Source organism: Streptomyces sp. NPDC090994 (genome assembly GCF_044768905.1).
Classification (GTDB): Bacteria; Actinomycetota; Actinomycetes; order Streptomycetales; family Streptomycetaceae; genus Streptomyces.
Map to the genome: position 1 here is coordinate 122089 of NZ_JBIVWS010000013.1, position 26200 is coordinate 148288.

19 protein-coding genes and 1 tRNA gene are annotated in these 26200 nt (G+C 72.0%); 5 read left to right on the top strand and 15 right to left on the bottom strand.

Annotated elements, in window-relative coordinates; all coding sequences use genetic code 11:
- Positions 1 to 58: 58 nt before the first annotated feature.
- Positions 59 to 1000 carry an NAD-dependent epimerase/dehydratase family protein gene (locus tag ACIQR3_RS25090; protein WP_403542646.1) on the bottom strand — a complete coding sequence of 314 codons (942 nt, stop codon included), beginning with the start codon at positions 998 to 1000 and terminating at the stop codon, positions 59 to 61.
- A 199-nt stretch (positions 1001 to 1199) separates the two neighbouring features.
- Between ACIQR3_RS25090 and ACIQR3_RS25095 the strand changes: the two genes are divergently transcribed.
- Positions 1200 to 3290 (top strand): MMPL family transporter, encoded by a 2091-nt coding sequence (locus ACIQR3_RS25095; RefSeq protein WP_403542648.1) that lies wholly within the window; start codon positions 1200 to 1202, stop codon positions 3288 to 3290.
- A gap of 101 nt (positions 3291 to 3391) precedes the next feature.
- Here ACIQR3_RS25095 and ACIQR3_RS25100 read toward each other — a convergent pair whose 3' ends face one another.
- The 4 genes from ACIQR3_RS25100 to ACIQR3_RS25115 all read right to left on the bottom strand — a co-directional run bounded on the left by ACIQR3_RS25100 (position 3392) and on the right by ACIQR3_RS25115 (position 5100).
- Positions 3392 to 3898 (bottom strand): MarR family winged helix-turn-helix transcriptional regulator, encoded by a 507-nt coding sequence (locus tag ACIQR3_RS25100; RefSeq protein ID WP_403542650.1) that lies wholly within the window; start codon positions 3896 to 3898, stop codon positions 3392 to 3394.
- A 125-nt stretch (positions 3899 to 4023) separates the two neighbouring features.
- On the bottom strand, positions 4024 to 4206 hold the full coding sequence (locus tag ACIQR3_RS25105) for a hypothetical protein (RefSeq protein WP_403542652.1): 183 nt from the start codon (positions 4204 to 4206) through the stop codon (positions 4024 to 4026).
- Positions 4207 to 4296: 90 nt separating this feature from the next.
- A complete protein-coding gene (locus ACIQR3_RS25110) occupies positions 4297 to 4881 on the bottom strand; it encodes a hypothetical protein (RefSeq protein WP_403542654.1) in 585 nt (194 codons plus the stop codon).
- A gap of 134 nt (positions 4882 to 5015) precedes the next feature.
- Positions 5016 to 5100, bottom strand: a tRNA-Leu gene (locus tag ACIQR3_RS25115).
- Between the two features lie 325 nt (positions 5101 to 5425).
- Here ACIQR3_RS25115 and ACIQR3_RS25120 point away from each other — a divergent pair.
- The 4 genes from ACIQR3_RS25120 to ACIQR3_RS25135 all read left to right on the top strand — a co-directional run bounded on the left by ACIQR3_RS25120 (position 5426) and on the right by ACIQR3_RS25135 (position 12056).
- Positions 5426 to 7114 carry a thiamine pyrophosphate-binding protein gene (locus ACIQR3_RS25120; RefSeq protein WP_403542656.1) on the top strand — a complete coding sequence of 563 codons (1689 nt, stop codon included), beginning with the start codon at positions 5426 to 5428 and terminating at the stop codon, positions 7112 to 7114.
- A 47-nt stretch (positions 7115 to 7161) separates the two neighbouring features.
- Positions 7162 to 8394 (top strand): formyl-CoA transferase, encoded by a 1233-nt coding sequence (gene frc / locus ACIQR3_RS25125; protein WP_403542780.1) that lies wholly within the window; start codon positions 7162 to 7164, stop codon positions 8392 to 8394.
- Between the two features lie 4 nt (positions 8395 to 8398).
- Positions 8399 to 10543, top strand: a complete 2145-nt coding sequence (locus tag ACIQR3_RS25130) for an acetate--CoA ligase family protein (RefSeq protein WP_403542658.1) — start codon at positions 8399 to 8401, stop codon at positions 10541 to 10543.
- Positions 10544 to 10667: 124 nt separating this feature from the next.
- The gene (locus ACIQR3_RS25135; protein WP_403542660.1) at positions 10668 to 12056 is read left to right on the top strand and encodes an OFA family MFS transporter; all 1389 of its coding nucleotides are present in this window, start codon (positions 10668 to 10670) and stop codon (positions 12054 to 12056) included.
- A 56-nt stretch (positions 12057 to 12112) separates the two neighbouring features.
- Here ACIQR3_RS25135 and ACIQR3_RS25140 read toward each other — a convergent pair whose 3' ends face one another.
- The 10 genes from ACIQR3_RS25140 to ACIQR3_RS25185 form a co-directional block, all read right to left on the bottom strand.
- Positions 12113 to 13345, bottom strand: coding sequence for a sugar phosphate isomerase/epimerase family protein (locus ACIQR3_RS25140; protein ID WP_403542662.1), 1233 nt, complete (start codon positions 13343 to 13345; stop codon positions 12113 to 12115).
- Between the two features lie 136 nt (positions 13346 to 13481).
- Positions 13482 to 14885: a nucleotide pyrophosphatase/phosphodiesterase family protein gene (locus ACIQR3_RS25145; protein ID WP_403542664.1), complete on the bottom strand. Its 1404-nt coding sequence runs from the start codon at positions 14883 to 14885 to the stop codon at positions 13482 to 13484.
- Complete coding sequence (eboE, locus tag ACIQR3_RS25150) at positions 14882 to 16054, bottom strand: metabolite traffic protein EboE (RefSeq protein ID WP_403542666.1); 1173 nt, start codon at positions 16052 to 16054, stop codon at positions 14882 to 14884. The genes ACIQR3_RS25145 and eboE overlap by 4 nt, the downstream gene beginning before the upstream one ends.
- Positions 16055 to 16057: 3 nt before the next feature.
- A complete protein-coding gene (locus ACIQR3_RS25155; protein ID WP_403542668.1) occupies positions 16058 to 16906 on the bottom strand; it encodes a TatD family hydrolase in 849 nt (282 codons plus the stop codon).
- Positions 16906 to 17649 (bottom strand): EboA domain-containing protein, encoded by a 744-nt coding sequence (locus tag ACIQR3_RS25160; RefSeq protein ID WP_403542669.1) that lies wholly within the window; start codon positions 17647 to 17649, stop codon positions 16906 to 16908. Before ACIQR3_RS25160 ends, ACIQR3_RS25155 begins: the two co-directional genes overlap by 1 nt.
- Positions 17646 to 18662 carry a sugar phosphate isomerase/epimerase family protein gene (locus ACIQR3_RS25165; protein WP_403542671.1) on the bottom strand — a complete coding sequence of 339 codons (1017 nt, stop codon included), beginning with the start codon at positions 18660 to 18662 and terminating at the stop codon, positions 17646 to 17648. Before ACIQR3_RS25165 ends, ACIQR3_RS25160 begins: the two co-directional genes overlap by 4 nt.
- Entirely contained in the window at positions 18659 to 19879 is a 1221-nt protein-coding gene (locus ACIQR3_RS25170) for an SCO3242 family prenyltransferase (RefSeq protein ID WP_403542782.1), read from the bottom strand. Before ACIQR3_RS25170 ends, ACIQR3_RS25165 begins: the two co-directional genes overlap by 4 nt.
- A gap of 89 nt (positions 19880 to 19968) precedes the next feature.
- Complete coding sequence (locus tag ACIQR3_RS25175) at positions 19969 to 21162, bottom strand: inositol-3-phosphate synthase (RefSeq protein ID WP_403542673.1); 1194 nt, start codon at positions 21160 to 21162, stop codon at positions 19969 to 19971.
- 154 nt (positions 21163 to 21316) lie between these two features.
- Positions 21317 to 25024, bottom strand: a complete 3708-nt coding sequence (locus tag ACIQR3_RS25180) for a ThuA domain-containing protein (RefSeq protein ID WP_403542675.1) — start codon at positions 25022 to 25024, stop codon at positions 21317 to 21319.
- Between the two features lie 168 nt (positions 25025 to 25192).
- On the bottom strand, positions 25193 to 26191 hold the full coding sequence (locus ACIQR3_RS25185) for a sugar phosphate isomerase/epimerase family protein (protein WP_403542677.1): 999 nt from the start codon (positions 26189 to 26191) through the stop codon (positions 25193 to 25195).
- Positions 26192 to 26200: the final 9 nt, after the last annotated feature.

The window sequence follows — 26200 nt, forward strand, 5'->3', positions numbered from 1 at the left end:
TCGTCGTGCCGGGCCCGCGCCCGTGCCGTGGCGGCCGGCGGGTGGGGGGTGCCGGCCGTCACGGGCCCTCCCCCAGTCTCGCCCGCCACCAGTCCACGGTCGTCTTCACCTGTTCGTCGACGGGGGTGGCCCGTACCGCGAACTCGGCCTCGTACGCGCCGGAGTCGACGACGAAGGGCCGGTCGAACTGGTAGCGGACCTCGCGCAGTTCGCGCAGGAGCGGGGAGAAGAGCGAGGCGATGGTGAGGACGGCCGGCGGCAGGCCGCGGACCGCGACCGGTCCGGTGCCCGCCTGGGCGGCGAGCCGGTCCACCATCTGCCGGGTGGACAGCGCGGGTTCGTTGGGGAGGTGCCAGGCCCGGCCCCAGGCCCGCTCGTCGCCGGCGACCTCGACCAGGGCCCGGGCCACGTCGGGGACGTAGCTCCAGCTGTGCGGGGCGTCCGGGTCGCCGAGCGTGGAGACCGGCTTGCCGCGCAGCAGCCGGGGCACGACGCGGCCGGCCAGGTGCCCGCCGTCGGTGACGCCGGGACCGAAGAAGTCCGAGGCCCGCACCTCGACCGCCTTGATCCGGCCCTGCCCGGCCAGTTCGCGGGTGCGTTCCCAGACGGCGGCGCGGACCCGGCCCTTGGGGCCGGTCGCCGCGAGCGGCAGGTCCTCGGTCAGGGCGCCGTCCACCGGCCCGTACCCGTACAGGTTGCCCAGCATGACCAGGACGGCGCCGGTCGCCTCGGCCGCCGCGTGCAGCGCCGCGGCCAGCGGCGGCCAGTCGTCCGCCCAGCGGTGGTACGGCGGTGCGGCACAGCCGTAGACGGCACTCGCGCCGCGGACGGCGTCGGTGAGCGCCTCGGGGTCACGGGCGTCGAGCGCCACGTGTTCGATGCCGGGCTCGGGGTTCCGGCCCGACCGGGTGATGACACGTACGGGGTGGCCCTGTGCGGCCAGCAGCCGCGCGGTGGCGGCACCCGCGGGCCCTGATCCAATGACGACTTGAAGGTTCACGCGCGCACCCTAGCGCGCGGAGTCCGCATGTCACGAACATGCCACGCCACCCGACGCGGGACGGCCCGGCCGGAGCAACTCCCCTCACCCCGCGCGGATTTGTCCGACGCGATCTTCCCGAGACGACCCCCGAAACGGAAGCCGACCGCTAATATCGATAGCTAACTAATGAGTTGCCAACTAACGAGGAGGCTTCCGTATGGGAGGCGTCGAGCACAGCGGTGGCAAGCGCCGCAAGGCCCTGCCCTGGGCAGTACTGGGTCTGTGGGTCGTCCTGCTGGCCTTCGTCGCGCCCTTCGCGACGAAACTCGGCGACGTACAGGTGAACCGGGCGGTCGACTACCTGCCGACCAGCGCCGACTCCACCCGGGTCGCCAGGGTCCAGGACGCGATGCCGGGCGGCGAGGCGACGTCGGTCGTCGTGGTCTACCACCGCGACGGCGCCCTCACCGAGGCCGACAAGGCCACGGCCGCCGAGCAGATCACCCGTGTGGACGGGCGGTTCGAGCTCACCGGTACGCCACGGGCGGTGACGTCCGCGGACGGCACCACCGTGATGTACCCGGTCAGCACCACCACGCCCGGCCAGGACGACGAGGAACGGGACGCCTTCGTCGCCGGCGTGCGCGAGGTGACCCGCGGCGGCGACGGCCTGGACGTCCAGGTCGGCGGCCCGGACGCCCTCTCCTCCGACGCGCGGGGGCTCTACGGTTCCGTGGGCGGCCCCGTCCTCTACACCACCGTCGCCGTCGTGGCGGTCCTGCTGATCCTCATCTACCGCAGCCCGTTCCTGTGGCTGGTGCCGCTCGCGGTGGCCGGCATCGCCGATTTCCTGTCGATGGGCGCCGCCTACGGCCTCAACCGGCTCTTCGACACGACCGTCAGCAGCCAGAGCTCCAGCGTCATGACGATCCTCGTGTTCGGCGCGGGCACCGACTACGCCCTGCTCGTCGTCGCCCGCTACCGCGAGGAGCTACGGCGCGTGGCACACCCCTACGACGCCATGCGGGCCACCCTGCGCGGCTGCGGCCCCGCCGTGCTCGCCTCCTCCGGTACGGTCGCGGTCGGTCTGCTCTGCCTGCTCTTCGCCGACCTCGGCAGCAGCCGCGGCATGGGCCCGCTCGGCGCCCTCGGCGTGCTGTGCGCGCTGGCCGCCATGATGACGCTGCTGCCGGCCGTCCTGGTGCTGCTCGGCCGGCGGGTGTTCTGGCCGGCGGTGCCCGTGCACGGCTCCCGTCCCGTGTCCCGCCGCTCGCTGTTCGCCTCGATGGGCACCTCCGCGGGCCGCCGGCCGCTGACGGCGCTGGCCTTTGGCGCCGTACTCCTCGGCGCGCTGGCCCTGGGCGCCTTCAGCCTGCCCAGCAGCCTCAAGCAGGAGGACTCCTACACCGAGACGCCCGAGTCCGTCACCGCCACCCGGACCCTCGCCGGGGCGTTCCCCGACCGGGGCACCGAGCCGCTCGTCATCGCCGCGCCGACCGGCCGGGCCGACGAGGTCGTCCGGACCGTGGAGGCCGCTTCCGGGGTGGAGAGCGCGGAACGCGGGCGCAGCGGCGGCGGCTGGACCGAGATCCACGTCATCACCGACTCGGTGCCGCAGACCCCGGGCGAGACCGCCACGATCGAGGCGCTGCGCTCCGCACTCGACGGCCAGGAAGCCTACGTGGGCGGACCGAGCGCCGAACAGCTCGACCTGCGGGAGACCAACGACCGCGACCGCGTCGTCGTCGTGCCGATCGTCCTGGCCGCCGTCCTGCTCATCCTGATCGCCCTGCTGCGCAGCCTGGTGGCGCCGCTGATCCTGCTCACCGCGGTCGTCGCCGTGTGGGGCGCCTCGCTGGGCATCGCGGGCCTGGTCTTCGGACCGTTCTTCGGCTTCCAGGGCACCGACCCGGGCCTGGCCCTGCTGTCCTTCGTGTTCCTCGTCGCCCTCGGCGTCGACTACGGCATCTTCCTGATGCACCGGATGCGCGAGGAGTGCCTGAACGGCGACGAACCCGCCACGGCCGCGCTCACCGCGCTGCGCACCACCGGCGGGGTGGTCGCCTCGGCGGGCCTCGTCCTGGCCGGCACCTTCGCGGTGCTGACCGCGATGCCGGTGGTCACCCTGGTCGAGCTGGGCTTCGTGATCGCGGTCGGGGTGCTGCTCGACACCTTCCTGGTGCGGACGTACCTGGTGACCAGCGCGAGCGTGGCGCTGGGCCGCAAGGTGTGGTGGCCGGGTCCGCTGTCCCGGAAACCGGCGCCGGCCCCCGCCGAACGGGAGCGGGGGCTCGCTCCGACGCCGTGACCTGTCTCAGGGCACCCCGCACCGCGAGGGGCGCGCGTCCCGTGCCGCAGCGACTGCGCGGCCGGCGGCGCCCGGTGGAGCGCGGTGCCCCGCGCCGCCGCTCAGCCGGGCCTGACGTTGGAGCGGATCTTCTCCAGCAGTTCACTGAGCTGCGTCACGTCGGAGTCGCTGAGCCCGCGCAGCATCCGCTCCTGGCTGCGCAGGGCGACGGACTCGATCTCCTCGTACCGGGTCCGGCCCTCGTCGGTCAGGGTGACCACGGCCGTCCGGCGGTCGGCACCGTCCCGGGTGCGGAGCACCAGCCCGCGCCGCTCCATCGTGTCCAGGTGCCGGGAGAGGGTGGGCCCCTCGATGCTGAGGTACTGGGCCAGGGTGCGCTGGATCATGGGCCCTTCCAGCTTCAGGGTCGCCAGGATCGTCCACGTCGCGAAGGTGACGCCGGACTTGCCGAGTTCCTCCTCGAAGAACCCCCGCGACTCCTTCGCGGCCAGCCTCAGTTGGGGAGCGATGCTCTTGCGCAGCCAGGCCGGCCCCGCGTCGTCCGTGGCCCGTGCCTGGTGAGCCTCTTGTCCGGGCACCCGCACCTCCGCTCGCTGCCTGGTCGTCACAGTATCTCCTGCCGCCGGACCGGTGAGCACGAGCCGGTCGGCACGAGGCCGGTCGGCCGGGAGCCGGTCGGCCAGGAGAGAAAATATTTCGTGAGGATACGAAATACCAAGTCGTCCGGCAGCCGTCACCCTCGGCCCGGCTGCGGCGACGTCCGGGCCTCGGCGAGTCGGTCGCCACCGTAACCGCTGATCAGCAGGCGTTCCTTGCGGTTGCCGGTGAGCAGCCGGCTCCAGCGGACGAAGCCGCCGTCGCCGGCTTCCGTCCGGCGGCCCGGTCGGGGTCCTCGTACACCCGTACTCCTGGACACCCGTACTCCTGGACACCCGTACTCCTGGCAGCCCGGCGAGTTCTCGGCGCATCCGCTCGACGACCGGAGCGGTCCCGTCCGCCAGGCAGGTCAGTGCGATCTCGGTGTCCCGTGCGCCGACGGCGGCCATCGCCCGGGCGGCGAACTCCAGGTTTCCACCAGGTGCCCGCGCTCGAAGCGCCGACGGTCGCCGGTGTTCCGACCGGCGGTCACCAGACCGAAGAGCTGGAAGTGGGCCAGGTCTCGCGGCCCGCCGAAGCTCTGGGCGCGGACCACTCGCTGGCCGGCCGCCGGCCGGACCGGTGCCCGCGCACGCGGGTCGGCGGCCAGGGCCGAGGAGCGCCGGTGCGACGCCTCCAGCGCCGGCGCGTTCGTCGGATCGGCCGCCACCTCGCTGCCTCGGACCGTCGCGATCACCTTGCGCGGATCGACGGTCGCCACGGCCGAATGCGCGGCGAGCGGCACGACCGGGGCGAGCACGAGCGCCTCGAAGCCCTCGGGCAACGCCGACACCAACGCGTCCTCGGTGGTGCGGCACTGGGCGGCGAAGCCGACCGGCGCCGGGGCAACGAACCGGTCACCGCGGTAGCGCCGCATCACCTCGGCCGGCGTCAGCCGCTCCGCGCGGCGCCGGAACACCTCCAGCAGCAGCGTGGTCAGATCCGCGCCCGGCAACTGGTCGGCCGGCAGTTCCAGCAGTTCCGGGCCGCCGGGCTTCCGGGACTCCGCCGCCCCGAGGACACAGACCTGAGAAACACACCTGAGAAACGCAAGAGACCCCTGATGAACAGGGGTCTCTTGCTTTCCGGTGTCCGAGGGGGGACTTGAACCCCCACGCCCGATAAAGGGCACTAGCACCTCAAGCTAGCGCGTCTGCCATTCCGCCACCCGGACCAGGTGTCTGCCGTCCGCCAGGGGTGTTCCCCGCGGCGACATGGACAACCATACCAAGGTTTCGCAGTGCCTTTCACCTGCGTTTCCGTCCCCCAGGGACGGACCGGGACCGTGCCCGCGACGGCCCCGGGACCGCTCGCCCGGCGACCGCTCGCCCGCCGGGCGCCGCCCGACGCCGACCGAAACCGACGCTGACCGAAAGTGCCGCACGCCCCCTGGACACCACCTGTCGAATGCGGGATAACAAGCTTCATACAGTATTCGTCGACTGTATGCAATCTACCGCGAGAGCGCCCCAACCCCTCATGGAAGGGACAGATTTCGCATGCCCGAGGACACTCAGTCCCAGGACGTCATTTCCGGCGGTCACCTCGTGGCCAAGGCCCTCAAGGCCGAAGGGGTCGACCGCATCTACACCCTGTGCGGCGGCCACATCATCGACATCTACGACGGCTGCGTGGACGAGGGCATCGAGGTCGTCGACGTCCGCCACGAACAGGTCGCCGCGCACGCCGCCGACGGGTACGCCCGGGTCACCGGCAAGCCCGGCTGCGCGGTCGTCACCGCGGGACCCGGCACCACCGACGCCGTCACCGGCGTCGCCAACGCCTTCCGCGCCGAGTCACCGATGGTGCTGATCGGCGGCCAAGGCGCCCTCGCCCAGCACAAGATGGGGTCGCTCCAGGACCTTCCGCACGTCGACATGATGGCGCCGATCACCAAGTTCGCGGCCACCGTGCCGTCCACCGCCCGCGCGGCGGACATGGTGTCGATGGCGTTCCGCGAGTGCTACCACGGCGCTCCCGGGCCCTCCTTCCTGGAGATACCGCGCGACGTGCTCGACGCGAAGGTGCCGGTGGACAAGGCCCGGGTGCCGAAGGCCGGCGCCTACCGGGCCTCGACCCGGTCGGCCGGCGACCCGGAGGCGATCGAGAAGCTCGCCGACCTGCTGGCGCACGCCGAGAAGCCGGCGATCCTCCTCGGCAGCCAGGTGTGGACCACCCGCGGCACCGAGGCCGCCGTCGAGCTGGTGCGCACGCTGAACATCCCGGCGTACATGAACGGCGCCGGCCGCGGCACCCTGCCGCCCGGCGACCCGCACCACTTCCAGCTCTCCCGGCGCTACGCCTTCTCCGGCGCCGACGTCATCGTCATCGTCGGCACGCCCTTCGACTTCCGGATGGGCTACGGCAAGCGGCTCTCCCCGGACGCGACGGTCGTGCAGATCGACCTCGACTACCGCACCGTCGGCAAGAACCGCGACATCGACCTCGGCATCGTCGGGGACGCCGGGCTGGTGCTCAAGGCGGTCACCGAGGCGGCCTCCGGACGGCTGAACGGCGGCGCGGCCCGGCGCAAGGAGTGGCTGGACGAACTGCGCGCGGCGGAGCGGGCCGCGCTCGACAAGCGGCTGCCGCAGCTCCGGTCGGACGCCTCCCCCATCCACCCGTACCGGCTGGTCAGCGAGATCAACGACTTCCTCACCGAGGACTCGGTCTACATCGGCGACGGCGGCGACATCGTCACCTTCTCCGGCCAGGTCGTGCAGCCCAAGTCGCCCGGGCACTGGATGGACCCGGGACCGCTCGGCACCCTCGGCGTCGGCGTCCCCTTCGTGCTCGCCGCCAAGCAGGCACGCCCCGACAAGGAGGTGGTCGCACTCTTCGGCGACGGCGCCTTCTCGCTCACCGGCTGGGACTTCGAGACCCTCGTCCGCTACGACCTCCCCTTCGTCGGCGTCGTCGGCAACAACTCCTCCATGAACCAGATCCGCTACGGCCAGGCCGCCAAGTACGGCAAGGCCCGCGAGCGGGTCGGCAACACCCTCGGGGACGTCCCCTACGACCAGTTCGCGCGCATGCTCGGCGGACACGGCGAGGAGGTCCGCGACCCCGCCGACATCGGCCCCGCGCTGCGCCGGGCCCGCGAGTCGGGCAAGCCGTCGCTGATCAATGTCTGGGTCGACCCGGACGCGTACGCCCCAGGAACCATGAACCAGACCATGTACAAGTGAGGTGATCGCCCGTGACATCGCCCATGACACCACCCGTGCCATCGCCCGTGACAGGCAAGGCTCTTGAGGGCATCCGCGTCCTGGACATGACGCATGTGCAGTCCGGCCCCTCCGCGACCCAGCTGCTCGCCTGGCTCGGCGCGGACGTGGTCAAACTGGAGGCGCCGACCGGCGACATCACCCGCAGGCAGCTGCGGGACCTGCCGGACGTGGACTCCCTCTACTTCACGATGCTCAACTGCAACAAGCGGAGCATCACCCTCAACACCAAGACCGAGCGCGGCAAGGAGATCCTCACCGAGCTGATCCGGCGCTCGGACGTCATGGTCGAGAACTTCGGGCCGGGCGCGGTGGACCGCATGGGGTTCACCTGGGACCGGATCAAGGAGATCAACCCTCGGATCGTCTACGCCTCCATCAAGGGGTTCGGCGAAGGCCCGTACACCAACTTCAAGGCGTACGAGGTCGTCGCGCAGGCCATGGGCGGATCGATGTCCACCACCGGTTTCGAGGACGGGCCGCCGCTGGCGACGGGAGCCCAGATCGGGGACTCGGGCACGGGCGTCCACGCCGTGGCGGGCATCCTCGCGGCGCTGTACCAGCGGGAGCGCACCGGGCGCGGGCAGCGGGTGAACGTGGCCATGCAGCACGCGGTGCTCAACCTCTGCCGGGTGAAGCTGCGCGACCAGCAGCGCCTGAGCCATGGTCCACTCGCCGAATATCCCAACGACGACTTCGGCGACGAGGTTCCCCGGTCCGGCAACGCGTCCGGCGGCGGCCAGCCCGGCTGGGCCGTCAAGTGCGCGCCGGGCGGCCCCAACGACTACGTGTACGTCATCGTGCAGCCGGTCGGCTGGCAGCCGCTCACCGAGCTGATCGGCCGGCCGGAGCTGGCCGACGACCCCGAGTGGGCGACGCCGGCAGCCCGGCTGCCGAAACTGAACAAGATGTTCCAGCTGATCGAGGAGTGGTCGTCCACCCTGCCCAAGTGGGAGGTGCTGGAGCGGCTGAACGCGCACAACATCCCGTGCGGGCCGATCCTGTCCACCAAGGAGATCATCGAGGACCGGTCGCTGGCCGCCAACGAGATGGTCGTCCGCGTCCCCCACCCCGAGCGCGGCGAGTTCGTGACCGTGGGCAGCCCGCTCAAGCTCTCCGACTCCCCCGTGGAGATCAGCGGCTCCCCGCTGCTGGGCGAGCACAACGAAGAGGTCTACGTCGGTGAGCTGGGCCTCGGCGACGAGGAACTGCGCCTGCTCAAGTCGGACGGGGTGATCTGAGGTGATGGCCGAGGACCGGACCGCGCGGGTGCGCGCGCTCCTGGACGCCGTGCGCGCCGAGGGACGGACCGCGCTCACCGCGCCCGAGGGCAAGGTGCTCGCCGACGCGTATGGGATCGCCGTACCCGGGGAGGAACTGGCCACCGACGTCGACGAGGCGGTGGCGTGCGCGGCCCGCTTCGGCGGACCCGTCGTGATGAAGATCGTGTCGCCGGACATCTCGCACAAGACCGACGCGGGCGGCGTGGTCGTCGGCGTCGAGGGGGCCGCCGACGTCCGCGCGGCGTTCCACCGGATCGTGGCGAACGCGCGCGCGTACGACGCGGAGGCCCGTATCCAGGGTGTGCAGGTGCAGGAGTTGCTGCCGAGCGGGCAGGAGGTCATCGTCGGCGCGGTGACCGATCCGACGTTCGGGAAGGTGGTGGCGTTCGGGCTCGGCGGGGTGCTGGTGGAGGTCCTCAAGGACGTCACGTTCCGGCTGGCGCCCGTGGACGCCGACGAGGCGCTGTCGATGCTTGATTCGATCCGGGCGGCCGAGGTGCTGCGCGGGGTGCGCGGGCAGCAGGGCGTGGACCGGTGGGCGGTGGCGGAACAGATCCGCCGGGTCTCCGAGCTCGTCACGGACTTCCCCGAGATCGCCGAGGTGGACCTCAACCCGGTGATCGCCACCCCGGCAGGTGCCGTCGCCGCCGACATCCGCGTGATCCTCTCCGGGACGCGGGCCGAGCCCCGCCGCCGTTACGCGCGTGAGGAGATCCTCGCCTCCATGCGCCGCCTGATGCAGCCGCGGTCGGTCGCCGTGATCGGCGCCTCCAACGAGCCGGGCAAGATCGGCAACTCGGTGATGCGCAACCTGGTCGACGGCGGCTTCGCCGGGGACATCCATCCGGTGAACCCCAAGGCGGACGACATTCTGGGCCGCAAGGCGTACAAGAGCGTCACGGACGTGCCCGGTGAGGTGGACGTCGCGGTCTTCGCGATCCCTGCGCGGTTCGTCGCCGCGGCCCTGGAGGAGGTGGGCCGCAAGGGCGTGCCGAACGCCGTCCTCATTCCCTCCGGCTTCGCGGAGACCGGCGAACACGCCCTCCAGGAGGAGATCGTGGCGATCGCCGAGCGGTACGGCGTCCGGCTGCTCGGGCCGAACATCTACGGCTACTACTCGACGTGGCACGACCTGTGCGCCACGTTCTGCACGCCCTACGACGTCAAGGGCGGCGTCGCGCTGACCAGTCAGTCGGGCGGCATCGGGATGGCCATCCTGGGTTTCGCCCGCTCCACCGGGACGGGTGTGTCGGCGATCGTCGGACTGGGCAACAAGTCGGACCTGGACGAGGACGACCTGCTGACCTGGTTCGGCGAGGACCCGCACACCGAGTGCATAGCGATGCACCTGGAGGACCTCAAGGACGGCCGTGCCTTCGTCGCGGCCGCGCGGGCGACCGTGCCGAAGAAACCGGTCGTCGTCCTCAAGGCGGGCCGTACGGCGGCGGGCGCCAGGGCGGCCGGGTCGCACACCGGGGCACTGGCCGGGGACGACGCCGTGTACGACGACATCCTCCGGCAGGCCGGGGTGATCCGGGCTCCGGGGCTGAACGACATGCTGGAGTACGCGCGCGCGTTGCCGGTGCTTCCCGCTCCCCGGGGTGACAACGTCGTCATCATCACCGGGGCCGGCGGCAGCGGCGTCCTGCTGTCCGACGCGGTGACGGACAACGGGCTGTCCCTGATGGAGATACCGCCGGACCTGGACGCGTCCTTCCGGGAGTTCATCCCGCCCTTCGGGGCGGCGGGCAACCCGGTGGACATCACTGGGGGCGAGCCGCCGTCGACGTACGAGGCGACGATCCGGCTGGGCCTGGCGGACCCGCGCATCCACGCGCTGGTCCTCGGCTACTGGCACACCATCGTGACCCCTCCCATGGTGTTCGCCGAGCTGACCGCGCGCGTGGTGGCCGAATTCCGCGAGCGCGGCGTCGAGAAGCCCGTGGTGGCGTCTCTCGCGGGCGATGTGGAGGTCGAGGAGGCGTGCCGGTACCTCTTCGAGCGGGGGGTCGTGGCGTACCCGTACACGACCGAGAAACCGGTGGCGGTGCTCGGCGCGAAGTACCGCTGGGCCCGCGCGGCGGGTGTGCTGGGGGGCGGTACATGAGCTGAGGCGGTTGCGGAGCCGGCCGACGGTGCGCGTCGGCCGGCCCCAGGACCCGTGCGCACACGAGAGGCATTGGACAGGGGGCGCTGGCCAGAGCTTTCGCACGCAAGGGGTGCTGAACGACATGACAACCACCGACATCTCGACGTCCGTCCCCTTCCGGGAGGTGACGGACCACAACGGCCGCGTGTACCGGCTCGGCGAGTCCGACGTCGACATCATGGGGCGGCCGCGCAAGTGGATGGTCATCCTGCCGTGGATCGGCATGATGGGCATCAGTTCGGCCGAGTACGCGTTCACCTCGGCGGAGGACACCCTCCACGAGGCCCATCTGTGGAACAGCGGGCACATCTTCTGGCTGATGGGCGTCTGGGTCTTCTTCCAGGCGGCCGTGGCCCTGCCGGCCGGGCACCTGCGGGAGAGCGGCAGGCTCCCCGCGCGCGGGGCGATGCTGATCGGCGCGGTCGGCACCCTGCTGGGCTATGTGTCCCTGGCCTACGCGCCGCACGTCACCTTCGCCTACCTCGGCTTCGGCATGTGCAGCGGCATCGGCGCCGGTCTGGTCTACGCGACCTGCGTGAACATGGTCGGCAAGTGGTATCCGGAGCGCAAGGGCGGCAAGACGGGCTTCGTCAACGGCGGCTTCGCCTACGGCTCCGTGCCCTTCGTGTTCCTGTTCACCTCGTACATGGACCTGGGCAACTACCAGACGGTGCTGGTCTGCGTCGGCGTCGGGCTGTGCCTGATCGTGGCGTCGGCGGGCTGGTTCTTCAAGGACCCGCCGAAGAACTGGTGGCCCGCGCACGTCGACCCGCTGCGGCAGACCGACGACCCGAAGATCCGCCGGGCCCTGGAGAAGAACCCGCCGGCGGTCAAGCAGTACACCCCCAAGGAGGCCGCGCGCACACCCGTCCTGTGGATGATGTGGTTCTGCCTGCTGTGCACGGCCGGCATCAACATCTTCGGCATCGCCTTCCAGGTGCCGTTCGGCAAGGACATGGGTTTCGCGGGCGGCATCGTGGCGACCGCGATGTCCCTGAAGGCGATCGTCAACGGCACCGGGCGCGGCGTCATCGGCTGGATCTCCGACCGCTTCGGCCGTCGCAACACCCTGATCATCGTGTGCGTCGTGCTGGGCGTCGCCCAGTTCGGGGTGCTGGCCTCCGGGAAGATGGGCGTGATGCCGTTCTTCCTGTTCTGCTCGATGGTCTCGGGCTTCGGCGGCGGTGCCATCTTCCCGCTGTTCGCCGCCATGACGGCGGACTACTTCGGTGAGAACAACAACGCGACCAACTACGGCATGGTCTACAGCTCGAAACTGGTCTCGGGGCTCGTCGGTTCCGGCCTGGGCGCGGTCGTGGTGGGCGCCTGGGACTACGAGGGCGCGTTCGCCCTGGCCGGCTCCATCGGGCTGGCCTCCGCGGTGCTGGCGCTGTTCCTGAAGGCACCGGGCAGGCCCAAGGCGAAGCGCGTCGTGCCCAATCCGCATCCCCTGGGCGAGGAAATGGCCTGAGCCGGGGCCGCCCCTCCCGCGGGGGTTCGGGAGGGGCCGTCCCGTGTGCGGGCGGGTCAGCGGCGGCGCTTGCGCAGGGCCGCGAGGTTGTCGTAACTGATCTTGGCCTCGCGCAGCGACTGTGCCGGATCGGTGGCGCTCGGCGAGTTGTCGTCCTCGATCATCGGGTTGCGGTAGTTGCGCTGCCCGACCCGGGAGAAGAACGTCGTGTAGTCGATGACGCCGGTGCCGAAGGGCACCATCTCGTAGCCCATGCCGTTGGTCGTGCTCACGACGCCGTCCTTGGCGTGGAACAGCGGGTAGCGCTTGTTGTGGCGGGCCACCAGGCCGGCCGGGTCGAAGACGTTCTTCCGGGTCGAGCCGTCGTGGGCGGTGTAGGTGTGGAACTTGTACTGGGCGACGTGCGCCCAGAAGATGTCCATCTCCAGCCAGACGACCCTGGGGTCGGTGACCTTCAGGAAGTACTCCAGCTTGCGGATGCCGGAGCTGCGGGTGGGCCGTCCCTGGTCGTCCAGCGGGCCGCCGTCGAGCAGGAAGCCGTAGGCCGCGTCGTGGTTGTGGGTGTAGAGCTTGACGCCCTCGCGGCGGGCGATCTCGCCCAGGGCGTTCCACTTGTCGGCGGCGACGTCCCAGTCGGCCCGGTAGGAGCTGCCGGTGGGGTCGCCGCCGGTGCCCATGTGACCGAGGCCCAGGATGTTGGCGATCTCCAGGTGCTTCTTGAAGGTGTCCAGGTCGGCGCTGGTCAGTGGCCAGGACGGCGGGATGAAGCCGTGGTTGCCCTGGGCGCGCAGGCCGTACTCGTCGAGCCAGGAGCGCAGCAGCTTGGCGCCCTCGACCGTCTCCAGGTCCGCGCCGCCGGGCGCGTTGGCGTGCTGGCGGTAGCCCGCGAACTCGACCTGGCGGTAGCCGTGGCGGGCGAGCTGCTTGAAGACTTCCCGGAAGCCGGAGGGCAGGTCGGTGGCGAGCGGGTCCCGGGCGGTGGCATCGCGGACGGTGTAGAGGATGATGCCGCGTTTGTGGGCGGGGACCAGGATGTCACCGCCGTGGCCGTTCCCGTGGCCGTGTCCGTGTCCGTGTCCGTGTCCGTGGCCGTGGCCGCGGTCGCTGTCCCGGTCGTGGGCCAGGGCGGGTGAGGCGCCGAAGACGGGGGCGGCGATGGCCGCGCCGGCGACGGCGGTGCAGGTGCTGAGGACGCGGCGGCGGCTGAGCCCGAGGCTACGGCGCAGGGCCTCGTCGGAGCCGTCGGTACGGTCCGTGACGGTGCGGGATATGTCGGAGAACGGTCTCACGGGTGCCTGCCTTCTCGGTCGTGACCTGCGCCGATTCCCTGTCCGAAGCCGGACGGAGGGCCGGGGGGCGGGTCGTTGTCAGTGGTGCGTGCTTCACTGTCGGTAGCTGGAACTCGGGGCCGCACGCGGCCGTTCATCAATCGAGTCCGGCGAGATGGAGCAGGAGTTTCTTGACGTCGGTGGCCGCGACGCGGTCACCGACAGCGTGGGGGGTGGAGCAGATGAGGAGCGGACCGTCGTCGTCGCTCGCGGGGAGGCGGCCGTGGCTGCCGCGAATAGGTGAGGCGTCCAGCGGCACGACCGCCATGCGGTAGCGCATGCCGAGTTTCTTGCGGGCCAGGGCGGTGGCCGCCTTGACCTTGACATAGGGGTCGAGCGGGTCCATGAACAGCTCGACCGGGTCGTAGCCGGGTTTGCGGTGGATCTCGACGAGCTGCGCGAAGTCGGGCACGCGGGCGTCGTCGAGCCAGTAGTAGTACGTGAACCAGGCGTCCGGCTCCGCGACGGCGACGAGTTCACCGGCGCGCGGATGGTCGAGGTGGTGGGCCTTCTTGCCCTCGTCGTCCAGGAGTTGCTCGATGCCGGGCAGTCCGGCCAGGGCGGCGCGGGTGGCGGCGAGGTCCTCGGGGCGGCGGACGTAGACGTGGGCGATCTGGTGGTCGGCGACCGCGAAGGCGCGGGAGGCCATCGGGTCGAGGTACTCCATGCCGTCCTGCGTGTGCACCTCCAGGAGGCCGGCGCGGCGCAGGGCGCGGTTGATGTCCACGGGCCGGTTCACACGGGTGATGCCGTACTCGGACAGGGCGACGACGGTCCGGCCCTCGGCGCGGGCGTCGTCCAGGAGCGGGGCCACGGCCGCGTCCAGGTCGGTGGCGGCTCGGAGGGAGCGCGGGTCGTCGGGGCCGAAGCGCTGCAGGTCGTAGTCGAGGTGAGGGAGGTAGCACAGGGCCAGGTCGGGGTGACGGGTGCGGAGGATGTGGCGGGTGGCGTCGATGATCCACTGGCTGGAGACCAGGTCCGCGCCGGGGCCCCAGAAGTGGAAGAGGGGGAAGGTGCCGAGTTTTCCGGTGAGTTCGTCGTGCAGGGCCGGGGGCCGGGTGTAGCAGTCGGGTTCCTTGCGGCCGTCGGCGTAGTAGACGGGACGGGGGGTGACGGTGATGTCGGTGTCAGCGCCCATGGCGTACCACCAGCAGATGTTGGCGACGGTGTAGCCGGGGTGGACGCGGCGGGCGGCGTCCCAGAGCTTGTCGCCGGTGACGAGTCCGTTGTGCTGGCGCCACAGCAGGACGTCGCCGAGTTCGCGGAAGTACCAGCCGTTGCCGACGATGCCGTGTTCGGCGGGGAGGGTGCCGGTGAGGAAGGTGGACTGGGCGGCGCAGGTGACGGCGGGCAGGACGGTGCCCAGTGGCGCCTGGGAGCCGGACTGGGCGAGCGTCTTGAGGTGGGGCATGTGGTCGAGGAGACGGGGGGTGAGGCCGACGACGTCGAGGACGAGGAGCGGGGTGGGGCCGGTGCCTTCGGGCCGGGCGGGTCCGGTCATGGCAGCTCCTTCAGGCCGAGGTCGGTGAGGAGTTCGCGGGCGAGGGTCAGCTCGGCGGCGATGCCGTCGGTGAGCTGGGCGCGGACCCGGGGGCGCAGTTCGGCAGGGAGCGCCTGCCAGGTGTAGGTCTCCACCTCCAGGTGCCGGGTGAGGGGGTGCGGACCGCCGACGAGACGGGTCAGCGTGGCTTTGAGGACGTCGAGGGTGGAGGTGAGGGGCGCGGCGGGGGCCGCGTGCAAGGGGACGTGGAAGTGGGCGCGCCACGGGGCGGTGTCGGGCAGGGCGGTGCCGTTCAGTGCCTGGTCCAGGTCGTCGGTGCCGTGCAGCCGGCCGGGCTCCGTGGTGGTGCGGGTCTGGTGCAGGAAGCGGGGTTCGGCGAAGGCGGCGAGCGCGTCGCGGACCTCGGGGAGACGGGGGTGTTCGGCGTGCAGGGCGGCGGAGAGCTGGGATTTGACGACGGGGACCTGGGCGGCGGTGAGGGCGTCCAGGGCGGTGTGCGGGTCTTCGAAGGAGGTGGCGAGGTGGCAGGTGTCGACGCAGATGCCGATGCGGTCGTGGCCGATCGCGGTGAGCGGGGCGATGGCGTCCCGGGTCGTTTCGACGACGCAGCCGGGTTCGGGTTCCAGGCCGACACGGATGGAGCGGCCGGTCAGCTCCTGGAGGGCGTCGAGGCGTTCGGCGAGGGTGACCAGGGCCGCGCGGGCCTTCTCGGCGCGGGCGTCGTCGTAGGCGGTGCGCCAGGCCAGGGGGAGGGTGGAGACGCTGCCCTCGGTGACGTCGTCGGGGAGCAGGCCGGCGAGGACGCGGGCGAGGGAGGTGGTGTGCTCCAGGCGCTCGGGGTCGGCCCAGTCCGGCTTGTAGACGCGGTACTTGACCTCTTCCGCGCCGAACCCTTCGTAGGGGAAGCCGTTGAGGGTGACGACCTCCAGGCCGCGCCGGTCGAGTTCGGCGCGCAGGCCGCGCAGTGCGGACGGGTCGGTGACCAGGGCGTGGGCGGCGTCGCGGGCCAGCCACAGGCCGATGCCGAGGCGGTCGCGGCCCAGGCGGCGGCGTACGGGTTCGCAGTGGTCGCGGAGCTGGGCGAGGACGCCGTCGAGGGTCTCGGCGGGGTGCACGTTGGTGCAGTAGGCGAGGTGGACGACGGAGCCGTCGGGGTGCCGGAAGCGCATCGCTCACTCACCGCCGCGCAGGATCGAGTTGCCCTCGTGGGTGGCGTCGGGCCGGGCCACGTCCAGGTCGAGGCGTCCGCTGAGCCCGTAGAAGGCGACCGGGTTGCGCCACAGCACGCGGTCCACGTCGTCCTCGGTGAAGCCCTCGGCGAGCATCAGGTCGGCGACCTTGCGGGTCTTGAGCGGGTCGCTGCGGCCCCAGTCGGCGGCGGAGTTCACCAGCACCTGGTCCGGTCCGTAGGCGCGGAGGATCGCGACCATCCGTTCCTCGTCCATCTTGGTGTCCGGATAGACGGAGAAGCCGAGCCAGCAGCCCGCGTCCTTGGCCTCCTCGACGGTGGTCTCGTTGAGGTGGTCGACCAGGACCCGGTCGGCGGGGAGCGCGGACTCGCGGACCACGTCGAGGGTGCGGCGCAGCCCGGCCAGCTTGTCGCGGTGCGGGGTGTGCACCAGCGCCGGCAGACCGTGGTCGGCGGCGAGCTGGAGCTGGGTGGCGAGCGCGGTGTCCTCGGCGGGGGTCATGGAGTCGTAGCCGGTCTCACCGACGGCGACGACGCGGTCCTTGACCAGGTAGCGGGGCAGTTCGTCGAGGACGGGGGTGCAGCGCGGGTCGTTGGCCTCCTTGGGGTTGAGGGCGATGGTGCAGTGGTGGGCGATGCCGTACTGGGCGGCGCGGAAGGGTTCCCAGCCGAGGAGGGCGTCGAAGTAGTCGCGGAAGGAGGCCGGGGAGGTGCGGGGCTGTCCGAGCCAGAAGGCGGGTTCGACCAGGGCGCGGACGCCCGCGGCGTACATGGCCTCGTAGTCGTCGGTGGTCCGGGAGGTCATGTGGATGTGGGGGTCGAAGATGCGCATCAGGACTCCTTGCCGTGGGGGTCTGCCGGGCCGTGCGACCGCGACTCGGTCGCCGGTCCGGTCAGGGCCAGGACGCGGTGCAGGTCTTCGGGGACCCGGCGGCCCGCGGCGGTGCGTTCGGCGGCGTAGTCGGCGAGCATCCGGGCGAGTTCGGCGTCCCCGCGGGCCCGGCGGTCCAGCTCCGCCACAGGGGCGACGCCGACGTCGGTGAACAGGCACTTCAGTACGGCGTGCCGCCACTGGTGATCATCGAGGTGCCGGGCCGCGTAGGGACCGACGGCGGCGGCCAGCAGCCGGGTGTCGTTGGTGCGCAGGGCGTCCTCGACGAGCGGCAGCGCGTCGGCGCCGGTCACCAGGTGGGGCAGGGCGTACAGGACGGCGCGGCGTTCGTCGGCGGTGCCCTGGTGGTAGACCCGGGCCAGCGCGTCGGCTCCGGCGCGGGCCGCGTGCAGGATCAGGACGCGGGCGGCGTCGGCGTGGGCCGGGCCGCAGCGGCGGCCGGCCTCGGCGAGGCGCAGTTCCCAGGCGGAGATCGGGCCGTGGCCGCCGGGGTGGGCGCCGGCCTCGTCGAGGGCCTGGTCGAGCCAGCGGCGGGCGTCCGGGTCGAGCCGGGCGGTGAGGGCGGCGCGCAGGTCGGCCGGCGGGGTCGTGGCGGGGGTGGTGCCCCGGCCCCGGGCGTCGTCCCGCGCGACGCCGGTGTCTTCCGTGCGCCGAGTGGGGTGGGTGGCGTGCGGGTGCGTCATGAGGTGCTCCCTCGTGGGGTGGCGGAGGGCACGCCTGGGGGTGGGGCGGCCGGCGCCGGGAGGTCGGTGGCGGTGGGGGTCCGGGTGACGGGAGTTTCGGCCGAGGTGGGGGCGGGGGGCCGGGTGACGGGAACGTCGGCCGCGGTCGCCGCCCGGCGGAGGAAGGGAAGGGAGTGGGCGGCGAAGTGAGGGCCGGCGTGGGAGTGGCGGGGCAGTTCGACGACGGTCAGGCCCTGGTAGCCGGTGGCGGCGAGGGCCGCGAGGACGGGCGGGAAGTCGATCTCGCCCGCACCGAACGGGAGGTGCTCATGGACTCCGCGGCGCATGTCCTCGATCTGGACGTGCCGCAGCCAGGGGCCGGCGGCGCGTACGCAGTCGGCGGGAGGGAGCGGTTCGAGGCACTGGCAGTGGCCGATGTCGAGGGTGAGGCCGAGCGCTTCGGGATCGCCGAGGGCGCGGCGCAGGTGGTGGAAGTCGGCCAGGGTGGCGAGGAGATGACCTGGTTCGGGTTCGACGGCGAGCGGGACACCGGCGGTGGTGGCGGCGTCCAGGACCGGGGCGAGGGCGGCGGTCAGGCGTTGCCATGCCTCCTTGGTGCCGGTGCCCTCGGGGGTGATGCCGCTGAAGCAGTGGACGGCGTGGGCGCCGAGGTCGGCGGCGACCCGTACGGCGGTGAGCAGCAGGTCGACGCGGCGGGCACGGTCGTCCGGGTCGGGATCGAGGAGGGAGGGTCCGTGTTTGCGGCGCGGGTCGAGGACATAGCGGGCGCCCGTCTCGACCGTGACGTCCAGGCCGAGGGTGTCCAGCCGGTGTGCGAGCCGGCGGGTGCGGGCGGCCAGGTCCGGGGCGAGCGGATCGAGGTGCATGTGGTCGAGGGTCAGTCCGACGCCGGCGTAGCCGAGGTCGGCGAGGAGGGAGAGGGCGTCGTCCAGGCGGAGGTCGGCGAGGCCGTTGGTGCCGTAGCCGAACCGGAGGGGGGTGCCGGCGGCGTCCTGCGGTGCGGGCGGCGTCATGTGATGCTCACCTTCCTCGCGAACCGTCGGCCCAGCGGGGCGAGCCCCGCGACCAGGAGACCCATGGCGCTCGCGCCGGAACGGGTGGCGAGGGCGGCCTGGAGGGGGATCGTGGCCCGGATACCGCCGCCGACGGCGCGTTGGGTGAGCGGGGGTGACGGGTTGAGGGCGGCGTGGAGGTAGGGGCGGGCGGCCGTGGCGGCATAGGCGGCGCCGAGGAGGGCGGTGAGCCGCTCCGGCCCCGATGCCCGGTCCGTCGGCACTGCCCGGTCCGCCATCGCTGCCCAGACCGTCGGGGCTGACTGGACCGTCGGTGCTGACCGGACCATCGGTGCTGCACGGTCCGTCGGTCCTGAACGGTCCGTCACCGCTGCCCGGACCGGTGGTACTGACCGGTCCGTCAGTGCCGGCCCTTCCGTCCGCGCCGGCCCTTCCGTCCCCGTCGGCCCTTCCGTCCGTGTCGGCCGGATCGCCGGGGTGAGGCCCGGCAGACCGCGGGAGGCTGCTTCCCGTCGGTCTGCCGGGGGTCGGGTGGGTCGCCGGGTCACCAGCCGGGCCAGCAGGGCGGTGGTGGCGAGGGCCGCGAGCGGGGCCGCCGTAGATCCGCCGGTGGCCTCCCGGCGGGACACGGCCGTGACCGCGAGGGTGTGGGTCCCCAGGAGGGCCGCCGAGGGCAGGGCCGAGCGGGTGCGTCCCGGGCCGGCCGCGGCGCCCAGGAGCAGGTCCAGGGCACGCGCCCCCGCCATGGCGACCGGGCCGGCGGGCGTGTGCTTCAGGGCGAGGTCGTAGGCCCAGACGGTCGCCGCGAGGGGCGCGGCCACCGCGAGGGCGGGACGGCCGGCACCCGCCGCGAGGGCCAGCCCTGCGCCGGTCAGGGCACACGCGGCGGTGAGGGCGGCGGAGGGGCGCACGCGGCCGGACGGGAGGGGGCGGTGGGGGCGTTCGGCGGCGTCCTCGGTGCGGTCGGCCCAGTCGTTGAGGACCATGCCGGCCTCGTACAGACAGACGGAGGAACCGATGGAGAGCAGGGTGCGGTACCCGGGCCGGGCGCCGGCCGCCGCCGTGCCGGCCAGTACGTCGCCGGGGACGGTGAACAGGGCGGGCAGCCGGAGCAGTTCGACCCAGGCACGGGCGCGGGAGCCAACGGGGGTGTGGGGCTGGTGGGGCTTCTCTGCCGCGCGGGGGGCGTGGTGCTCCCTGGGCCCCGTCCCGGTCAGGCGGGGGCGTGGCTCCGTATCCGGTCGGCCGGTGGGGCGGGAGGCGTTTCGTACCGCGTCCGTGCTCGCCGTCGCGTCGGTGGGCCGGTTCACCGGTGGTCCCCGGGGCCGGCGGGCACGTCTCCGGTCGGCCGCGCTGCCAGGCGGTCCGCGAAGCCGAGGAGTTCCGCGTACTGGTCGCCGAGGGCGGACGGCCCGTCCCCCACCGGATCCTTGAAGTAGAAGCCCAGTTCGCGCAGGGGGCCGGTCAGGCCCAGCTCGTGGGAGCGGGCGACCAGGCGGGCCAGGTCGAGGACGAGAGGGGCGGCGAGGGCGGAGTCGCAGCCCTGCCAGATGGTCTGGAGGATCATGCGGGTGCCGAGGAAGCCGTCGAAGGCGATGTGGTCCCAGGCCGTCTTGAAGTCGCCGAGCGCGGGGACGTCGTCGATGTGGACCTCGCCCTCGACGGTGGTGCCGAGGGTGTCGGCGAGGACGCGTTCCTTGCCGGCGTTCTTGGCCGCCGCGGCGGCCGGGTCGGCGAGGGCGGCACCGTCGCCGCCGCCGAGGAGGTTGGTGCCGGACCAGGCCCGGACGGTGAGCGCCCGCTGCGCGAACATCGGGCCCAGTACCGAGCGCAGCAGCGTCTGCCCGGTCTTGCCGTCGCGGCCGGCGTACGGCAGGCCGCAGGAGGCCGCCTCGGCGGCCAGGGAGGGGTGGTGCAGGCCGGTGGAGGGGGTGAAGTTGACGTACGGGCAGCCGGCGCGCAGGGCCGCCGCCGCGTAGAGGGAGCTGGGCGGCAGGGCCCGGCCGGTGGCGAGCGGCTCGGTGGAGGCCACGTTGACGACCACCGCCCGCGCCACTTCGGAGCGGCGGACGAAGTCGCGGATGTCGGCGGCGAAGGCGGTGATCAGTTCCTCGGCGGAGCGGGTGTCGCCGGGCAGGGGGCCGCCGGGGCGGATCTCCCCCTCCGCGGCCGCGAGGTCGGCTTGGACGGCGGCGGGCAGACCGGGCGGCAGTACGCCGCCGGCGGCCAGGGCCTCGGCACGCTTGGGGAGGGGGCAGTCCACGGTGTCGTGGCCGCCGAAGACGAGGGAGGAGAGGGAAGGGAGGGCGGAGCCGGCGAAGCGGGGGGTCTCGGTGACCAGGCCGGTCGCCGGGTGCAGGCCGGCCGTCATGGCCGCGCAGCCCGCCACCACGGTCGTGGCGACGGAGCCGCGCGCCCCGATCAGCCACACACCGGTACGGGCAGCGGAAGAGGAAACGGAAGCGGAAGCGGAAGAGGAAGGAGAGGGGGACGCGGACATGGGCAGCCTCCTTGTCGAACGCGTCGGGGTGGAGCCCCGGCCGAACCGGGTCATGCCCCGGTGGAACCGGGTGATGCCCCGGCGGAGCCGGGTGGTGACGGCGGGCGGGGGTCCGGCGTCCCCCGCCCGCCGCCGTCTGACAGCCCCGGGAGGGCTAGTCGGGCAGTTGCTTCAGCTGGATGTCGCGGAAGGAGACCTTGTCGGCGGCACCGTGGTTCTGGAGACCTATGTAGCCGTCCGTCAGGCTCCGCTCGGGGTCCTTGTTGGTGAAGTCGTTGATCTTGACTCCGTTGAGGAACACCTGAAGGCGTTCGCCCTGGACCTTGATCTCGTAGGAGTTCCACTGGCCGGGCGGACGCAGGACCTGGTCACGGGCCTTGATGTTCGCCGACTTGAAGGAGTAGACGGCACCCGTGGTGCGGTCGGCCGCGTCCGTGGCGTCGATCTGGATCTCGTAGCCCTTGTCCACCGCGGACCAGGGGTCGTCGGAGGCCGGGAAGCCCACGAAGATCCCGGAGTTGTCGTCGCCGCGCATCTTCCAGTCGAGCTTGAGCGAGTACGACTTCAGCTCCTTGGCCTGGTACCAGAGCAGGCCCATGCCGCCGTTGGACTCCAGCGTGCCGTCCTTGATGTCGAACGTGCCGGGACCGGCCTGCTTCCAGCCGTCCAGGGTCTGGCCGTTGAAGATCTTCCGGTAGCCCTTGTCCGGCTTGCAGTCGGCCTTGACCTGGCCGGCGGCGTACTGGAGGCCGCCGAGCAGGTGGGCCCGGAAGGCCTCGTCGGCGTAGGACTCCTTGGTGTGGCCGAGGCCGGTGTAGAAGGACCGGCCGCCTTCGTAGTTCTGGCACCAGGCGATCGGGTGGTCGCCCTTCATGGTGCCGCCCTGGTAGGTGGTCTCGTCGAGGGTGGCGAGGACCTTGACCCGGTCGCGCGGGTTGGTGCGGTAGTTGTACAGCTCGTCGGTGCGCTCCCAGGTGTCGCCGAGGTGCGCGGTGGCCGGGTGGGCGTGGTCCTCGACGCGCACGGTGGCCTTCTGCTGGGCCGGGTGCGAGTCGAAGTAGGCGCCGACGAGTCCGCCGTAGAACGACCAGTCGTACTCCGTGTCGGCGGCGGCGTGGATGCCGAGGTAGCCGCCACCGCCCCGGATGTAGTTCTCGAACGCCTTCTGCTGGTCGGCGTCGAGGACGTCACCGGTCGTGGACATGAAGGCGACCGCGTCGTACTTGGCGAGGTTGGCCGTGGTGAACTGCCTGGCCTCCTCGGTGGCGGTGACGGTGATGCCGGCCGGGGCGCCGAGTTCCTTCAGCGCGGCGACGCCCTCCGGGATGGAGTCGTGGCGGAAGCCGGCCGTCTTGGAGAAGACGAGGACCTTCTTGCCGTTCTTGAAGGGCTCCTTGGAGAACTCGAAGTCGTCCACGTCGAACAGCGCGCCGCTGCCGCCCTTGAAGACGAGGTAGATGTCCGAGGTCTTCCTGGGCAGGGACCGCAGCGGCACGTCGACGTCCTGGAACGTCTCCCAGCTGCCGGTCGGCGGGATGTACGCCGAGCCGTGCAGCTTGCCGGTGGGCGAGCCGGTGCGCAGCTCGACGAAGCCGCCGTCACCGCCGGAGGAGGCCCGGACGGTCAGCTTCTTCTGCCCGTCGAACTTGTAGGGGGTGAAGGAGACCCAGTCGCCGTCGTGGATGTCGCCGACGGTCTTGCCGCCGTTGGCGCCGGTCTTGTCGATCACCGACACGCCCTGCTGGGTGGTGAAGTGCTCGGCCTGGCGGTGCAGCGGCTGGAGGACGGTGCGGGCGGTGCCGGTCAGCGCCTCCTGGCCGTTGGCCCCGCCGTCGGTGTAGCTGGCGCCTACGACACCGTAGATGTTGGCGTTGGGGTCGTGACCGCCGTCGCCGGCGGGCGGCTTGAGGGTGCCCTCACAGCCCGTCTCACTGGTCAGCTCGTGGGCGTGGTTGTCGTGGCCGAGGCTGTAGACGACCTTGACCTTGGAGCAGTCGACGGTCTCCTCGGGGTCGGTCACCGTCACCTTGAAGGGGACGGGCTCACCGAAGGCGGCCAGGGCGCCGTTGCCGGGGACGTCGATCTTCACCTTGGGCTCGGTGTTGCCGACCACGATGCGGACACTGGCGTTGCCGGTGTTGCCCTCGGGGTCCTTGGCGGTGAAGGTCGCGGTGTAGGTGCCGACCTTCTTGTACTTGTGGGTGGGCGTGAGCCCCTCGCCCGTGGTGCCGTCGCCGAAGTCCCAGCTGTAGGTCAGCTCCGGGGAGTCGGCGTCCTTGGCGGTGGCGGTGAACTTGACCTTGAGGCCGGCCGCGCCGGAGGTCTTGTCGGCGCTCACCTCGGCGATCGGCGAGAAGCCGTCCTCGGCGCTCTCGATCCGGTAGAGGGCGGAGTCGTCGTCGCCCTGGAACCAGGAGAGGCCGTAGTCGAGGACGTAGAGCGCGCCGTCGGGGCCGAACTCCATGTCCATGATCTGGGTGCCGGTCCACGGGAAGTCGTTGATCGCCGCGACCGTGCCGTCCTCGTTCTGCTCGATCCGCTTGATCCACTGGCGGCCGAACTCGCCGGCGAAGAAGTCACCGTCGTACGCCTCGGGGAACTTCACCTCGGAGTCGAGGTCGGGGTCGTAGCGGTAGACCGGGCCGGCCATCGGGGACTCGGAGCCACTGCCGAGCTCGGGCACGGAGTCGTCGTCGTACGGGATCCAGGCGGCCTGCGCGGGCGGCAGGTCGACCAGGCCGGTGTTGTGCGGCGAGGTGTTCTTCGGGGCCGCGCAGTCGAAGGTCTCGCCGGAGGTGCCGGTGGCGAAGTCGTAGTCGACGTACGGGTCGTTGTCGCCGGTACAGAACGGCCAGCCGAAGTTGGCGGGCTCGGTGACCTTGGCGAACTCGACCTGTCCGGCCGGGCCCCGGTCCGGGTCGGCGGCACCGGCGTCGGGGCCGTAGTCACCGACGTAGACGGTGCCGGTCTTGTCGTCGACGCTCATCCGGAACGGGTTGCGGAAGCCCATCGCGTAGATCTCGGGGCGGGTCTTCTCGGTGCCGGGGGCGAAGAGGTTGCCCTCCGGGATCGTGTACGAGCCGTCCTCGGCCACCTTGATGCGCAGGATCTTGCCGCGCAGGTCGTTGGTGTTGCCGGAGCTGCGGCGGGCGTCGAAGGCCGGGTTGCGGTCGGGCCGCTCGTCGATCGGGGTGAAGCCGTCGGAGGCGAACGGGTTGGAGTCGTCGCCGGTGGAGAGGTAGAGGTTGCCCTCGGCGTCGAAGTCGATGTCACCGCCGACGTGGCAGCAGGTACCGCGGGAGGCGGCGACGTCCAGGACCTTCTTCTCGCTGGCCAGGTCCAGGGTGCCGTTGGGGTTGAGGACGAACCGGGAGAGCCGGTTGACGCCGTCGAACTTGGCGAAGTCGGCGGCGGTGCCGTTCTCCGGGGCGTCGCCCGCGGGGGTGTCCAGCGGCGGGGCGTAGTAGAGGTAGATCGCCCGGTTGTTCTTGAAGTCCGGGTCGATGCCGACGCCCTGGAGGCCTTCCTCGTCGTGGCTGTAGACGGGGATCTTGCCGGCGATCTTGGTGACGCCGCCCTGGTCGGTGAGGCGCAGGGTGCCGTCGCGCGAGGTGTGCAGGACGCTGCGGTCCGGGAGGACGGCGAGCGACATGGGCTCGCCCATCTCCGGTTCGCCCTTGGCGAGCGGCACCTGCTGGAACTGCCCCTCGGCCGCAGGGGCCGGGTCGGCCTGGGCCGCGGCGCCGGGCTGGGCGCCGGCGACGCCGGCCGGGGCGCCCACGGCCAGCAGCAGGCCGGTGAACAGGGCGAGGGTGGTACGGAGTCCGGTTCTCCTGGTGCTCGTGGATCTGGTTCTGTGCACGGAAGTCCCTCCGGGAACGGGTGGGCCGTACGGGATGGGGTGTGCGAAGGCGTGCCGGGTGAGGAGGTGCGGTGCGGGCGCCGGGGTGCGCCGTCACCCCGGAGGTGTGCCGAGCCGCGGCGTTCGGATGCCGGACGCTCAGCTGTCGATGGCTCAGTCGCTGACCGCTCAGCTGTTGAACGCCGCGTCGAAGGACGCGCTGGGCGGCTCGTAGTCGTAGGTCTTCAGGCGGGTCAGGGCCTCGGGGGCGCCCTGGAGGCGGTCCATGCCGGCGTCCTCCCACTCCACGGAGACGGGCCCCTGGTAGTCGATGGCGCGCAGCATGCGGAAGACGTCCTCCCAGGGGACGTCGCCGTGCCCGGCGGAGACGAAGTCCCAGCCGCGCCGGGGGTCGCCCCAGGGCAGGTGGGAGCCGAGCCGGCCGTTGCGGCCGTCGAGGCGTTTGCGGGCCTCCTTGCAGTCGACGTGGTAGATCCGGTCGCGGAAGTCCCACAGGAAGCCGACCGGGTCGAGGTCCTGCCACACGAAGTGGGAGGGGTCGAAGTTGAGGCCGAAGGCGGGGCGGTGGTCGACGGCCTCCAGGGCCCGCTGGGTGGTCCAGTAGTCGTAGGCGATCTCGCTGGGGTGGACCTCGTGGGCGAAGCGGACGCCCTCGGCGTCGAAGACGTCCAGGATCGGGTTCCAGCGGTCGGCGAAGTCCTGGTAACCGCGCTCGATCATGGACTCGGGGGCGGGCGGGAACATGGCGACCAGGTGCCAGATGGCGGAGCCGGTGAAGCCGATGACGGTGTCGACGCCGAGCCGGCGGGCGGCCCGCGCGGTGTCCTTGAGCTCGGCGGCGGCCCGCTGCCGTACGCCCTCCGCGTCGCCGTCGCCCCAGATCCGGGCGGGCAGGATCGCCTGGTGCCGCTCGTCGATGATGGCGTCGCAGACGGCCTGGCCGACGAGGTGGTTGGAGACGGCCCAGCACTTCAGGCCGTACTTGTCGAGGAGCTGGTGGCGGCCGTCGACGTAGGACGGGTCGGCGAGGGCCTTGTCGACCTCGAAGTGGTCGCCCCAGCAGGCGAGTTCGAGGCCGTCGTAGCCGAAGTCGCGGGCGAGCCGGCAGACCTCCTCCAGGGGCAGGTCCGCCCACTGGCCGGTGAAGAGTGTGAACGGGCGCGGCATCGTGGCGGA